The sequence below is a fragment of the Hufsiella arboris genome (assembly GCF_009834875.1).
Taxonomy (GTDB): domain Bacteria; phylum Bacteroidota; class Bacteroidia; order Sphingobacteriales; family Sphingobacteriaceae; genus Hufsiella_A; species Hufsiella_A arboris.
In genome coordinates this window covers 573,720-588,006 of record NZ_WVHT01000001.1, presented here as the reverse complement: position 1 = coordinate 588,006, position 14,287 = coordinate 573,720, and the positions used below count along the sequence as shown (strand labels likewise).

16 protein-coding genes are annotated in these 14,287 nt (G+C 41.3%); 6 read left to right on the top strand and 10 right to left on the bottom strand.

All coding sequences use genetic code 11. From position 1 onward, the window contains the following. The first annotated feature begins 16 nt into the window (after window positions 1-16). The gene (locus GS399_RS02605) at window positions 17-1,246 is read left to right on the top strand and encodes a M16 family metallopeptidase (protein ID WP_202409359.1); all 1,230 of its coding nucleotides are present in this window, start codon (window positions 17-19) and stop codon (window positions 1,244-1,246) included. A gap of 35 nt (window positions 1,247-1,281) precedes the next feature. Then, window positions 1,282-1,848 carry a peptide deformylase gene (gene def, locus GS399_RS02600; protein WP_160843009.1) on the top strand — a complete coding sequence of 189 codons (567 nt, stop codon included), beginning with the start codon at window positions 1,282-1,284 and terminating at the stop codon, window positions 1,846-1,848. 5 nt (window positions 1,849-1,853) lie between these two features. Here def and GS399_RS02595 read toward each other — a convergent pair whose 3' ends face one another. The 3 genes from GS399_RS02595 to GS399_RS02585 are packed head-to-tail and all read right to left on the bottom strand — an operon-like array spanning window position 1,854 to window position 3,937. Next, window positions 1,854-2,501 carry a carboxypeptidase-like regulatory domain-containing protein gene (locus GS399_RS02595; RefSeq protein WP_237487843.1) on the bottom strand — a complete coding sequence of 216 codons (648 nt, stop codon included), beginning with the start codon at window positions 2,499-2,501 and terminating at the stop codon, window positions 1,854-1,856. Between the two features lie 46 nt (window positions 2,502-2,547). Further along, complete coding sequence (locus tag GS399_RS02590; protein WP_160843008.1) at window positions 2,548-2,826, bottom strand: NifU family protein; 279 nt, start codon at window positions 2,824-2,826, stop codon at window positions 2,548-2,550. 31 nt (window positions 2,827-2,857) lie between these two features. Continuing rightward, entirely contained in the window at window positions 2,858-3,937 is a 1,080-nt protein-coding gene (locus GS399_RS02585) for an Mrp/NBP35 family ATP-binding protein (protein ID WP_160843007.1), read from the bottom strand. A 131-nt stretch (window positions 3,938-4,068) separates the two neighbouring features. On the opposite strand from GS399_RS02585, the gene GS399_RS02580 reads away from it, so the two are divergent. Beyond that, window positions 4,069-6,231 carry a transglycosylase domain-containing protein gene (locus tag GS399_RS02580; RefSeq protein ID WP_160843006.1) on the top strand — a complete coding sequence of 721 codons (2,163 nt, stop codon included), beginning with the start codon at window positions 4,069-4,071 and terminating at the stop codon, window positions 6,229-6,231. 11 nt (window positions 6,232-6,242) lie between these two features. On the opposite strand, the gene GS399_RS02575 is transcribed toward GS399_RS02580, so the two are convergent. After that, window positions 6,243-7,919 (bottom strand): hypothetical protein, encoded by a 1,677-nt coding sequence (locus tag GS399_RS02575; RefSeq protein ID WP_160843005.1) that lies wholly within the window; start codon window positions 7,917-7,919, stop codon window positions 6,243-6,245. 2 nt (window positions 7,920-7,921) lie between these two features. Continuing rightward, window positions 7,922-8,692 carry an ABC transporter ATP-binding protein gene (locus GS399_RS02570; RefSeq protein WP_160843004.1) on the bottom strand — a complete coding sequence of 257 codons (771 nt, stop codon included), beginning with the start codon at window positions 8,690-8,692 and terminating at the stop codon, window positions 7,922-7,924. Window positions 8,693-8,811: 119 nt separating this feature from the next. On the opposite strand from GS399_RS02570, the gene hpt reads away from it, so the two are divergent. The 3 genes from hpt to GS399_RS02555 are packed head-to-tail and all read left to right on the top strand — an operon-like array spanning window position 8,812 to window position 10,294. Next, entirely contained in the window at window positions 8,812-9,363 is a 552-nt protein-coding gene (hpt, locus tag GS399_RS02565; RefSeq protein ID WP_160843003.1) for a hypoxanthine phosphoribosyltransferase, read from the top strand. Window positions 9,364-9,423: 60 nt separating this feature from the next. Beyond that, on the top strand, window positions 9,424-10,101 hold the full coding sequence (locus GS399_RS02560) for a phosphatidylserine decarboxylase family protein (protein WP_160843002.1): 678 nt from the start codon (window positions 9,424-9,426) through the stop codon (window positions 10,099-10,101). Between the two features lie 4 nt (window positions 10,102-10,105). Beyond that, window positions 10,106-10,294 (top strand): hypothetical protein, encoded by a 189-nt coding sequence (locus GS399_RS02555; RefSeq protein ID WP_160843001.1) that lies wholly within the window; start codon window positions 10,106-10,108, stop codon window positions 10,292-10,294. An 88-nt stretch (window positions 10,295-10,382) separates the two neighbouring features. Here GS399_RS02555 and GS399_RS02550 read toward each other — a convergent pair whose 3' ends face one another. From GS399_RS02550 to GS399_RS02530, 5 genes are all read right to left on the bottom strand, one after another. After that, on the bottom strand, window positions 10,383-11,522 hold the full coding sequence (locus GS399_RS02550) for a mechanosensitive ion channel family protein (protein ID WP_160843000.1): 1,140 nt from the start codon (window positions 11,520-11,522) through the stop codon (window positions 10,383-10,385). A 54-nt stretch (window positions 11,523-11,576) separates the two neighbouring features. Next, on the bottom strand, window positions 11,577-11,924 hold the full coding sequence (gene rplS / locus GS399_RS02545; RefSeq protein WP_160842999.1) for a 50S ribosomal protein L19: 348 nt from the start codon (window positions 11,922-11,924) through the stop codon (window positions 11,577-11,579). A 124-nt stretch (window positions 11,925-12,048) separates the two neighbouring features. Then, complete coding sequence (gene trmD, locus GS399_RS02540; RefSeq protein WP_160842998.1) at window positions 12,049-12,723, bottom strand: tRNA (guanosine(37)-N1)-methyltransferase TrmD; 675 nt, start codon at window positions 12,721-12,723, stop codon at window positions 12,049-12,051. Between the two features lie 5 nt (window positions 12,724-12,728). Next, entirely contained in the window at window positions 12,729-13,256 is a 528-nt protein-coding gene (rimM, locus tag GS399_RS02535) for a ribosome maturation factor RimM (protein ID WP_160842997.1), read from the bottom strand. A gap of 68 nt (window positions 13,257-13,324) precedes the next feature. Then, the gene (locus GS399_RS02530) at window positions 13,325-13,891 is read right to left on the bottom strand and encodes a 30S ribosomal protein S16 (RefSeq protein WP_160842996.1); all 567 of its coding nucleotides are present in this window, start codon (window positions 13,889-13,891) and stop codon (window positions 13,325-13,327) included. Window positions 13,892-14,287 lie beyond the last annotated feature (396 nt).

Sequence of the window (14,287 nt, the reverse complement as noted above, 5' to 3'; positions counted from 1 at the left end):
CGTATCTTTGCCCCTTATGGATCACCAGATTTTTACGCTGGGAAATGGCATCAGAATACTTTTTAATCCTTTTCCATCAAATATATCACATGCCTGCGTCGTAATAAACGCCGGTTCCAGAGACGAGAAAAACACCGAAACGGGGCTTGCACATTTTATTGAACATCTTTTATTTAAACGCACCGAAAAACGGAACACCAATCAAATTTTAAACAGGCTCGAACTGGTTGGGGCGGATCTTAACGCGTATACTACCAAGGAATACACCTGTATACACGCGTCCTTTTTGAATCCTTTTCTTGACAGAACGCTGGATTTGTTTGAAGACATCCTGTTCCATTCTACTTTTCCGGAAGAAGAGATGGAAAAAGAAAAGAGTGTCATTCTGGATGAGATAGCTTCTTATCAGGATCAACCCGAAGATGCTATCAATGATGATTTTGAAGAGCTGATTTTCAAAGATCACCCTTTGGGAAAAAACATTTTAGGAACACCGGAAAGTGTGCAATCGCTGAATCAGTCAAATATCTTTGAGTTTTTAAAAAACAATTATAACACACACGAGATCATTATCGCTATCTCGGGAAATTACCCAGTCAAAAAAATAAAGACTGTTTCGGAGAAATTTTTCGGAAAGCTTGCAGAAAACAATTCTGTCAAAGATCGTGAAAAGTTAACCTCATTTATACCGGCAGAAACAACGTTGGCAAAGCCAATCTCCCAGACGCATTGTGTAATTGGAACACAAGCCTACAGTTTATACGATCCGAACCGTGTCGCCCTTTTGCTGTTAAATAACTTGTTAGGCGGACCGGGAATGAGCTCCAGGTTAAATTTGGAAATCCGTGAGAAACACGGAATCGCTTATACTATCGACTCTAACTATATTCCCTTAAGCGATACCGGGATTTTTTCAATCTACTTCGGTACAGACCAGGAAAAAACAGCAAAAGCGCTTAAACTTATTCACAGGGAGCTTCGCAAATTGCGTGAAAACAAACTGGGAAGCCTGCAACTTCACCAGGCAAAACAACGCTTTATGGGGCAGATTGCTTTAGCTGAAGAAAACAGAATGGGTTTGATTATGTCGATGGCAAAAAGCTTATTTGATTATGGCAAAGTCGATACTTTGGAAGAAGTGTTTCAAAAAATAAACGGTGTGACCACAGATCAACTAGGAGATGCCGCTAATGATATTTTTAATCCCATGAGGTTGTCTGTTTTGACGTTCGAACCTGAAAATTGACAAGAAATCGGTATTTTTGCAGCTTAGCACTTTTTATGAAACTCCCTATAATAGCATACGGCGATCCAATTTTGAGAAAAAAAGCGTCAGACATTTCACAGGATTATCCGGAATTGTCGCAATTGTTAGCAAACATGTTCGAAACCATGTATAATGCACATGGAGTCGGATTAGCTGCGCCACAAATCGGACTCTCAATTCGTTTGTTCGTAATAGACGCTAATCCGTTTGCCGAAGACGACGCAAAACTAAAAGGATTCAAAAAGGTGTTTATAAATCCACAAATCACATCTGAAAGCGGTGAAAAATGGCCATTCAATGAAGGCTGTTTAAGCATTCCGGAAATCAGGGAAGATATTAGCAGGAACGAAACGTTGACGATAACCTATTTTGATGAAAACTGGCAAAAGCACGAAGAAACTTATTCGGGCCTTGCAGCCAGGGTCATTCAACATGAATATGATCATATCGAAGGAATTTTATTTACTGACAAATTAAGTCCGCTCCGTAAAACGATGTTAAAAAGCCGGCTTGACGCCATTTCCAAAGGCCAGATAAAAGTGGAATACAGGATGAAGTTTCCTAACAAAAAAGGGAAATAAGAGGATTACTGATCGCCGTTACGGCTTTTATCACCCTGTGTAATCTGCTGAATCAACGCACCCCAGGCAAACGGATTGAATAACGGGTTAGCTCCGCGCTGATTTATGTTCTTGTTCGTTAAAGCAACGTGATTGTTTTGGAAATTGATGTTGTTCATCTCCGTAGCATCCATCGGAAGAGTTTTCGAAACGGCTAACAGTGACGCTTTGGATGTGTTCTTTTTCGCAATCTCTAAATCGTCATCCGCGATTTTCATAGTCATAAATTCGCGATTGAACTGATCCAGACTTGCCCAGGGATACACTCTTACCACCGGCAGATTTACTACTTCCGGCTTTAGTCTCACCATAACTGTATAACTATGATCCTTAATATTTGAAGGAATAACCAGGGCCTCCTTGCTATAGCCTACTGAACTAAAGATGATGGTGTCTCCCTGATGGGCGACGAATGAAAAATATCCCTGGTAATTTGAAGCCTTAACGTCGTTTCGCTGCGTTTTATTAATGATGGTAACATATGGAACAACTGAGTTACTGTCAAGGTTATACACAACTCCAGAGAACTGCACCAGGTTATCCGGTTGTTTATTCTGCGTAAATGCAGATAAGCAAGCCAATAAAAAAAGTGCAGTAAATAAGGATTTCATCATGTTTATAAACGTACAAAAATCAGGGAATGTTTTCTGTTAAAATATGTTAACCCGCCTGCTGCGGCATCACTGCGTTAGGATCATTAATGTCGGTTAGATTAATTGCCTCCACTCCTGAAACTTCAGGAACCGCTTTTTTAATAGCTTCTTCAATACCCGCTTTCAACGTCATAATACTCATCGGGCAAGATCCGCAGGCACCGAGTAAGCGCAATCTCACAAAATTTTCAGCTGTAATTTCCTCAACAGAAACATTGCCTCCATCAGCCTCCAAATAGGGCCTGATCGTATCCAATGCTTCTTCAACTTTTTGCAACAAATCCATAATTACAATTTTGATAAAGATACAAAAAATATCATTTGCTATAAACCGGCTCGCGCTGCAGGTTCACAATGGAAACCTGTTGAGCTACCTTCTGCGCTATCTCGAAAAAGGTTTTGCCGGCAGCATTTCCTTCTTCTAAAATAACCGGCAACCCGCTATCGCCGGCATCACTTATTCCTTTAACCAGTGGTATCTCACCTAAAAAGGGAGCATCGTATTGTTCTGCCAGGTGTTTGCCTCCGTCTTTTCCGAAAATATAATATTTATTTTCGGGCAGCTCGGCTGGTGTAAAGTACGACATGTTTTCAATAACGCCGAGCAGGGGAACATTGATCGTGTTCATCATAAACATTCCGATTCCCTTTTTAGCATCAGCTAGCGCAACCTGCTGTGGCGTTGTTACGATTACAGCTCCGGCAACTGGAAAATTCTGTACAAGGGTTATGTGGATGTCGCCGGTTCCCGGCGGAAGATCAACTACCAGATAATCCAATTCACCCCAATCGGCATCATTAAATAACTGCTTTACGGCGGTTGAAACCATTGGCCCGCGCCATGGAACTGGTTGGCCGGGATCAGTGAAAAATCCTATGGAAAGAATTTTAATTCCATATTTTTCGATGGGTTCGATTCTCGTTTTCCCGTCCGGCGTTTGTGTAGCCATCGGTCTGGCACCTTCTAATCCAAACATCATAGGAATTGACGGGCCATAAATATCCGCGTCTATCAATCCTACCTTAGCTCCATTTTTTGCGAGCCCGAGCGCCAGATTGGCTGATACGGTTGATTTTCCAACGCCGCCTTTACCAGATGCCACAGCAATAATATTTTTAATATTGTGCATCGTCTGGTTCTTTTGAGTGGTTACACGCGATGTCATGTTAATCGAAATCTCCGCATCCTTACTAACAAAATGGAGTATAGCGTTGCGGCAGGCATTTTCAATTAAGTTCTTCAGCGGGCATGCAGGAGTTGTTAATATAACTGAAAAGCTTACCTTGTTTTCATCAACCTTAATATCTTCTATCATGTTTAACGTAACAAGATCTTTTTTAAGATCAGGCTCTTCAACATGTCTCAGCGCATCTAATATTTGCTCACGTGTAATCATCGGCTTTCTAATTGTTGCAAATTTACGAAACCACCTGCGTTAAACACTTGTTTGATATTGGTTTTTACAGATATTTACACTCTGGAAATAAATAGACGATTTAACCGTTTTTGTGCCGTAACCTGTAATCAATGAACATCAAAAACCTGCGAATAAACATTTCGAAAAAGCATTTGAAAATAGCCGGAGTTATCGTTGCGGGAATCATCCTGTTAATGGTTATTGGTGGAGTTATCGCATATAAAAAACGTGAGGCGATTTTACAGGTTGAAATAACAAAGGCAATCGCAAAAGCAAAACGAGATTATCATCTTGACGTTAAAATACAATCCGCACATTTCGATGGGTTAAAATCTGTTCTTTTTAAAGACATTTCTATTGTACCGGAAAACCGCGACAGCCTGGCCAGCATTCAAACACTTCATGTTGGCGTTAAATTTTTTCCTTTGTTATTTGGCAACGTTTCGCTCTCTGAGGTAAAGCTATACAATGGAAAAATCACACTTATAAAAAAAGACAGCATTCGGAATTATGATTTCTTATTCCGGAACAAGAAAGATACAACTGCTCAAAAACCCAAAACCGACCTATCCGAATTAGCCGACAACCTGTTGAACCGGATGCTTAACAAAGTGCCCGACAACATGGATGTTAAAAATTTCGAGATTAGTTACCGGGGAAATAAGGGTGGCATAAGATTTTTTACACCAACAGCTACAATAGATGGCGGAGAATTAAAGTCGACGATTGACATCAATGACAAGGAATCTGTCTGGCATATTGACGGCAGCGTTGATCCAGGTGACAAGCAGTTCGATGTAAAACTCTATGCTGAAGGCAAAAAAATTGAACTACCTTTTATCGAAAAAAAGTACAATCTGAAACTGAATTTCGACACCGCACATGCCGAATTAAAAAAAATCACGCACAGTGGCGACGGACTGGTGATAACCGGATCGTGTGCGATTAAAAATCTGTTGATCAATCATCCGAAAATTGCCGCTAATGATGTCGTTGTTCCCGATGGATCCATTGATGCAGATTTGTTGATCGGTGAGAATTTTGTGTCCATTGAAAAGTCGTCGGTGATACATCTCAAAAAGATTACGGCGAATCCCTTCATGCGATATACGTTGTTTCCAAAAAAAGTATACGAAGTTAAACTGCATACCGATGAAATGGATGCCCAGCAATTGTTCGATTCCTTTCCACAGGGAATGTTTGAAAGCCTGGAAGGCGTAAAAGTAGCGGGAAAGCTCCAATATGATCTGAATTTTTACCTCGATACCACCGATCCGGACAATGTTCAGTTCGATTCACGAATGAATCAAAAAGGCTTCAGAGTGGTAAGCTATGGCAAAACCGATCTATCAAAAATTAACGGCACATTTGTTTACACGCCTTATGAATATGGCAAACCGATGCGCGATATTACGATCGGGCCGTCAAATCGCGACTTTACACCAATCGGGAATATTTCGTCAAACCTGAAAAATGCACTTCTAACTGCTGAAGACCCGTCGTTCTTTTCGCATCACGGTTTCGTAGAGGAATCAATCCGGAAATCAATCGCTACCGACTTTAAAGAGAAATCTTTTAAGCGCGGAGCGAGTACTATTTCCATGCAGTTGGTAAAGAATGTGTACCTCAACAGGCAAAAAACCATGGCGCGTAAAATCGAGGAGATATTAATTACCTGGATGATAGAAAACGGCCGTTTATCAAACAAGCAGCGCATGTTTGAGGTGTACCTAAATTTGATTGAATGGGGAAGGAACGTTTACGGCATTGGTGAGGCCTCGAGATATTATTTTGGGAAATCACCATCAGAATTAACCCAGGGCGAAGGTATATTTTTGGCAAGCATTGTTCCCCGCCCGAAAAAAGGCTTGTATTTTTTTGAGCCCGACGGCAGCCTTAGAACTGGTCTACGTGGTTACTTCAAGCTCATTGGTAATCTCATGGCGAAAAAGGGCCTCACCGAGCGCGACACCAACGCATATGGATTTTATTCGGTCCGCTTAAAAGAAAGCCTGAGGCAGCAAATTGCGCCGGCCGATACGGCAGTATCTGACTCGACGTTAATGCTTGACGACGAAGATTCACAATCATTTTTAGAGCGAATATTTACAGGTAAAAAGGAACACAAGGCTGACAGCCTTTCGAACGAAAAAACAAAGTCCCAGCCCGATACCTCGCAAACCAAGGTTGAAGAGACCCGCCAGCAACGACGTGAACGGCGCAAACTTGAAAAGGAAGAACGCAAAAAGGCACAGGAGCAAGGACACTTTTAGTCCCGGCTCGATTAGCTGTAGTCGGCTTCCAAAGCCTGCCAGTTGCGATTCCTGTAATAGTGAAACAGAGCCCAGCAAGTTCCTGCTGACAACAGGGTCATAATGTTTATCGCCCATTCCCAGCGGCTTAAGCCGTAATGAACAAAGCCAATAATGGCGATCAGAATCATTACAAGGAAATTCGCCATGAATTTTCCACCCTGCGCCTGTACATTGACCGGCTGCGAGAAAGGCAGATATTTAATGGTAAACAAAGCCATTATAATACCATAGCCGCTGATATTGAAAAACGCAAGTACTAAATCATTGATTACTTCGCTACCCCAGGTGTAAATGCAAAATGCACTGATCACAAGGAAAAACGGCAGAAGGTACTTAATCAGCAGCGCCTTATACATGCCGGCCATGATTTTACCGGGGCTATTATGTGGCGTCGAAAACATAACCCAGGCCGCCTTGTAACGCTCAGAAATCGGAACCTGGTTTAGTGTAGTCATCAAAACAAAACTCGACAAATAGACGAGAAATAGGTAAGCTTTTCCTTGAACCATGTTGTCAAAACCCGACGATTTGCGTGATATGAAAAAATAAACAAAATAAACCGGTACATAAGCAAAGGCCGGATAAACCTTCACCTTAAAATCGCGATAGCGCGACGTTAGCCACCAGGTAAGTTTAAAACCGGCGTATTCCACTGGGTCATTGGTTACTTTTTTTGCAAGATCCGATATCCAGGATTTCCCGCTTTGAGAACCACCTTTCTTTAGCAGCTTTTCGTCTGTACTGCCGGATATTTCGCTGAGCTTTTTGTTAAACCCAGGAGCAAATACTTTCACGACAAGAAACAACCCGATAAACGGCGATATCAATCCAATAATTGATAAACCAAGTTTCAGGTAACTGAAAGTTTGGGGATAAATGAGTATATCGTAAAAAGAAGCAAACCAAACCGGCGGAAGAAAACACGTCCATTTATAACTCAAAACATCGATATGTACCAGCCGAAACTGGTTCATCATGCGTGGCAGGAGTTGGTATGCAGCAAACACTACAATTGCGAAAATTATCTGAAAGTAGGAGATAAAGTCTTTAAACCGGTTAGGGCTTGTAACCTTTAACACAAGCAGGTAAACCATATTAACAAGTAAGATGGTTATAGAGGACGCGGAAAAAATTTCTATTAGAAACGCCAACAGTGCGATAAATCCTTTTGTGAAGACGACATAAAGAAGCGCTGGCAGAGTAAGGCTTATCACAAGTTTCGCTATATGGATGCCGATATGCAGTATCCGGGAAAGCGTAATGGTAACATCGTTTATGGGCCGCGGCAGAAGTATATAATTATCCCGGACATCGATTAACACACTGGTAAAATCAGCGATCAGCGTCAGGCTGATAATTGCCATGAACATCGCGAAGTAAAATGCCTGGCCGATAAGCGCACCTTGTAATGTTGCAAGGATAATGGTCATGAAAAGCCCCAAAAGTAAAAGCATGAGCATAGCCATGAAACTGCTGTTCTTAGGCTCTTTCTTTTGACGCTGCCTATTGCCCATATACATATTCGGCCGACGGTCGTCCATTTTTAATTTAACTTCCAGAATAGTATAAAGCTGGTCGGCATCAGCGCCGAAGCGCTCAAAAACGGGCCGGAAAAGAAATACGAAACGCAGTATAAGCTTGTTCATAGTTAATCAAATGCGTTTATAAAAGCCCCCGCCGCATCGCCAATATTTCCTTTTCCTGTCAGTTTGGCAAAAATTTGCTCCAGCGTTCCGCCCGAATTATTTTGAAGCTCAGTAAATGAACCGTCGGCAACGATTTCGCCGTCATTTATCAGAATAATGCGATCCGAAACTTTTTCAACCACATCCATCATATGCGAACAGTAAAAAATCGTTTTGCCTTCCTGCGCCAACCTGGAAATGATCTCCTTAACAAGGATAACTGCATTAGCGTCAAGCCCGGAAAGAGGTTCGTCGAGTATGATAATCTGCGGATTATGGATCATACCGGAAATAAGCAACACTTTCTGGCGCATACCTTTGGAGAAGGTGTCCATGCGTTGGTTCATCACATCTTTAAGGCCAAACTGCGAAAGCATAGCTTGAGAACGGTGATTGATTTGCTCCTGTTCCATTCCCTGTAGTTTACCTACGAACTCCAGATATTCCATCGGCGTCAACACCTCATACAGCTCGGCATTCTCAGGAACATAGCCGATCACTCGCTTAATGTCCAGTAAATTGTCATGAAGGCGCTGTCCGCCTATTATTATTTCACCTTCAAAATCCGGGATCAGGCCAATTAAAATTTTAACCGTGGTTGATTTTCCGGCACCATTAGGGCCGATATAACCTATAACCTGGCCGGCATTAATCTGGAGATCAATGCCTTTTAATACTTGTTTTTCACCGTAATTCTTTCGAAGATTCTTAATTGAGATTATAGGCTCACTCATTGTTCTTTCTTAGTTTGCGTATAGGGAATCGTATCAATATTACGAAAACAATCTTTTCTATTTCTTAAGCAGTTATTCTATTTTTACCGCCGCAGTTACACGATTATAATTAACGGCTAATGAAAATTCAGATCAACGATAAGGAATTTGAGGAAATGATATCTCATGACCAGATTCAAAAACGGATAAGGCTGATTGGCATCCAGATGAACGTGGATTATGAAAATAAAGTTCCGGTATTTATTGGTGTTTTAAATGGATGCTTCATCTTTATGGCCGACCTAATGAAGGAAATTACGGTATCATCTGAAGTGAATTTTATTCGTGTGTCGTCTTACGCCGGCGATTCAACAACCGGCGTAGTAAAGGAGGTTATTGGTTTGCAAAAATCTTTAAAAAACAGAGATGTTGTATTGGTAGAAGATATTGTCGATACAGGCATTACCATGGAGCATTTACTTAAAGAAGTTTATAAACACGAGCCCGCCTCCGTAAAAATTTGCACACTTCTTTTAAAACCCGATGCTTTACAGAAGCAGTTCGACGAACTTACCTACATTGCTTTTGAAATACCAAATGACTTCGTTGTAGGCTACGGACTTGATTATGATGAACTCGGCAGAAATTTGCGGGATATATACAGAGCTATAAAGGCGCCTACCGAAACATAAAATCCGGCTTAAATTAGTAATTTTGCGACGGCAACCACACTTTGGCAGCCATGTATTAATATGAAATTTCACAAAGAAGGTTATACTTCACTGGCACTTTGCATTCTTTTTATTTTTGTACTTAACGCATTCGTGCATTATTACTGGTCGGAGATAACCTGGCTAAAATGGCTCATCTACATTGTATCATTCCTCCTATTCGTTACAATCGTTCAGTTTTTCAGAAGCCCAAACAGGGCTGTTGCGCTGCATGATGATCATGTAATTTGCCCTGCCGACGGGAAAGTTGTGGTAATAGAAGAAACCGAAGAAACCGAGTATTTGAAAGACAAACGTATTCAAATCTCGATTTTTATGTCTCCGGTAAATGTTCACGTTAACCGCAACCCGGTTTCAGGAATTGTTAAATATTTCAAATACCATCCCGGAAAATATTTGGTTGCCTGGCATCCTAAATCATCTACAGAAAACGAACGCACAACCGTCGTTACTGAAACTGCAGCCGGAACTCCAGTGCTGTTCAGACAAATTGCCGGAGCGCTCGCCCGCCGGATTGTATGGTATGTAAAAGAAGGTGATAAAGTTGAGCAGGGAAATCAATTTGGTTTTATTAAATTTGGTTCCAGGGTTGACGTGTTTTTACCTCTTGGAACTAAAGTCAATGTCAATATAGGCGATGTTGTAAAAGGGGGCGTAACCGTTCTTGCTGAATTTAATCAATCAAAAAATATAAGTTAAACAAATGAAAAAATTATTTGCCATGCTGGCGCTTGCAGCTTTTGTAAGCGCTGCTTCAGCTCAAACATCGCAGCCAACGGCGAAAGCTAAAGAAACCAAAAAAGAATGCTGCAAAAAAGGTGGAAAATGCTGCAGCAAAGAAAAGAAGGAAGCTTCGGTAGCTCCTAAAAAAACCGCCGAGAAAAAAGGGTAAGTCCAGGTTATCGGCATTTTGTCACCCTGAACGGAGTCGAAATTATTCATCGACTCCGCTTTGGGTGACATTGTTATTTTACAAGGTTTTAATCGGTAAAGCCCTGGTCGCCTTCAGTGTCCTGCGTTTGATGGTGAATTACCTTACTCGTTGGATAAGCAAAGTCAGCTCCATTGGCCTGCACAATTTCCATAATCTTATAATTGATCTCTTCCCGGATTTTCAGATATTCATTAAAATCCATCATTTCTACCAGGTAGAGCACCTGCAGGTTCAGTGACCAGTCTCCGAAGCTTTCAAAAATTACTGTTACATCGTTATTGGTCAGCTCACGCTGGTTAATATAATCCGATATTTCATTATTTATTTTACGCAAGGTCTCGGGCTTCGTATCATAAGTAAGACCGATATTAAATTTAACACGACGGTAATTCCGTAACGTCATGTTTTCAAGCGCACCGTCGATCATTTTCTTGTTAGGCAGGGTAACGATCGTTTTATCTGTTGTGCGAAGCTTGGTACTTCTGAAACCAACTTTTTCAACGGTTCCCTCAATGGAATCAACCCGAATTAAATCGCCTACTACGAAGGGCCTGTCCATAAAAATCGTAAAAGAGCCCAGTAAATTCTCAAGACTTTCTTTTGCTGCAAGGGCGATGGCGATACCACCAATTCCGAGCCCGGCAATTATTGTTGCCACATTCAAGTCGAAAACCGAGCCCATTATTACAAACACACCGATGATGCCGGTAATTATTTTACTAAGTTCTTTCAAAAAGGAAACAACCTGGTCGTCGGCCTTTGATTCGGTAAGACTCGCCTTGTATGCAAAAACGTGTGAAATAAAGTCAATGATGCGAAGCAAAACCCAGAATAAGGTGATGATGATAAAGAAGAGAAACACCTTATCAACTACATCAATTAGTTTTATATGAGTGTCCCGGCGACTGAAAATAACTTCATCAAGAGGGTAGTCGAGCTGGTTAATCGACAAATAAAGCGCCGTAAGCAGAATTAAAATCTCCAGCGGTTTAATAAGAAGGTTAATAAACACTTCGGCATTTACCGACGAACCGAACTTGCCGAAAAGCTTAAGCAGTAATTTGCTCAGCAATCGCGAAACCAACCGTTTAAATGTTAAACCGGCGATTATGATCAGGGCAAATAAAACATAGTTCTTTATCTCGTTTCCGAGGAAAGTTGTATTCAAGTATGCTGAGTAGTCCATAAACAAAAAAACCTCCCTCGGATAACCGGGGAGGCCGTAATATTATGAAAAATATTAAACTCTTTTAGATTTGATACGGGCTGCTTTACCAGTAAGTTCACGCAGGTAAAACAATTTAGCGCGACGAACTTTACCGTAGCTGTTCACCTGGATTTTCTCAATATTTGGTGAGTTAACAGGAAAAATACGCTCTACACCAATACCGTTAGAAACTTTACGTACTGTGAAAGTCTCAGTTGCGCCTACACCATTACGCTGGATAACAACGCCCTGATAAATCTGCACACGTTCTTTATTTCCTTCGCGAATTTTATAGTGAACACTGATAGTATCGCCAGCTTTAAACGCAGGAATTTCCTTCTTCTCTATCGCCTGCTCTTCTACAAATTTTACTAAATCCATGATTTTAAGTAATTAAACTGATTTTTAACCCGTAAAAATCGGATTGCAATATTAGCAATTATTTTTGGGAATTAAAAGTTGTTTTTAAATTTTTCAACATTTTTATATTAATCCACATTTCGGCTTATTTCAAAAGATCGGGCCGGCGCTTTTTTGTCCTTTCCAAAGCTTGTTCATAACGCCAGTTGTCGATAAGTGATTGATTTCCGCTCAGCAATACATCAGGAACTTTTTGGCCGTTCCAGTCCGCAGGACGCGTATAAACCGGCGCATCAAGTAATTCCCCCTGGAATGAATCGGAGAGGGCGGAGGTTTCATCGGAAAGAACTCCCGGAATCAGCCGAACAACTGTGTCAACCAAAACAGCTGCCGGTAATTCTCCGCCTGAAAGCACGTAGTCGCCAATAGAAATTTCGCGGGTTACAAAAAGATCCCGGATACGCTGATCAATCCCTTTATAATGGCCGCATAGAATAATCACATTATTTTTCAGCGAAAGCTCATTGGCGATGCCCTGGTTTAAAGTTTCGCCGTCAGGCGTCATGAAAATGATCTCATCATATTCATTCTGGCCCTTTAAAGTTGTAATGCATGCTGCAAATGGCTCTACGCTCATCACCATACCGCTTCCGCCGCCATAAGGATAATCGTCGACACTTTTATGCTTATTGTTGGCATAATCGCGCAAGTTGTGAACATGTATTTCGGCAATTCCTTTTTTCTGCGCCCGTTGTAAAATAGAATGAGCAAAAGGGCTTTCCAGCAATCCGGGTAAAACTGTTATGATATCAAAGCGCATTGTTCCTATTCGTTAAGATATACATCCAATAAGCCTTCGGGCAAATCCAGTTTCACCGTTCCTTCCTCTTCATCAATTTCCACGATAAAGTCATCGTTCAAAGGAAACATTACTTCTCTGAATTTATAGGGAACAACGGCAACATATTGCTGCGGGTATTCGTGAATTTCGATGATTTCACCCAACTCGCCATGTGTTACATCGTGTGCAATGAAGCCTTTCAGGTCGGTGATAAGAAATTCGTCATCATGGCGTTCCGGCTTTTTCGAGTTTGGCAGGTAAACTTTCTTCTTTACCAATGCTGCCGCTTTTTCAATAGTATCAACATCGTCGAAAAAGAAATAGCCGGTTTGATTGTTCTGGAGTTTATAAGTGTTTACGAAATACGGAACAAGTTTTCCGTTCAGCTCGACGAATACCGAATCGAACTCAATTTCATCATACTCGCCAAATTCGAAAAACAATTGCAGTTCGCCTTTTAATCCCTTGGTTTTAGTAATGTAGCCAAGGTAGAAACAATCATCTATTTTCATAAATCGCTATAAACAACGAAAGCGAAAGCCTCTGAGAGAACCTTCGCTTTCTGTAATGTTGTATTGAATTACTCTGCAGCGGTTTCTTCTGCTGATCCTTCTTCTGTTGCCGGAGCTTCAGTTTCGTTTTCAGCCTCAACTTCTGCAACCGGAGCTTCTTCCACTTCCTCTACCGGAGGAGTGTTTTTAGCTGCGATAGCGGCTGCTCTTTCTTCTTTCTTTTTAGCTTCTGCTTCCAAAGCGGCTTTTCTAGCCTCTTCTTTAGTTTTTACTAATCCTTCTTTTTTGCCGCTTACTTTGCCTTCTTTGCCTTGTAACCACTCAGCAAATTTAGTTTCAGCTTGTTCAGCAGTTAAAGCGCCTTTTTTAACACCACCTTCTAAATGTTTTTTGTATAAAACACCTTTGTAAGAAAGGATAGCGCGGCAAGTATCGGTTGGTTGTGCACCTTTATTAACCCAGTCTAAAGTTTTATCGAAGTTGATTTCGATAGTTGCCGGGTTGGTGTTAGGATTGTATGAGCCAATACGCTCAATAAAACGTCCATCTCTTGGAGCACGTGAATCCGCCACCACGATGTGGAAAAAAGGCTTGCCTTTTTTACCGAATCTTTGCAATCTGATTTTAGTTGCCATTCTTTTGTTTTTAATTTATGTATTCAACATAGTTCCCGGAGTCTCCTGCTGCGGGGCTGCAAAGATAGGATGAATTTGTTTAAGTATCAAATGCCTGAAAAAGAAAAGTTTGGTGTTGATTATAACGCTGCGGTATAACTGAAGGGGCTCTCTGAGTTAGGATTTATTTTTAAGCTGATTTGACTTATAATATTCAATAGATTTGAAAACGAACGGAAATCTTTCTTGGCAGATGTAGATCCCGTGCTTTGCTCATACTGCACGGGCATTAGCCACAAGGCCGGTATCCGCGCCGCCCGGGTTTATAGTACTCAGGGCAGTTTTTCATCGCTACACGACAATCGCCGTACTTAGCTTTCGGCGGCTAGTGTACAGCCCATTCATTTTAAACCGGAT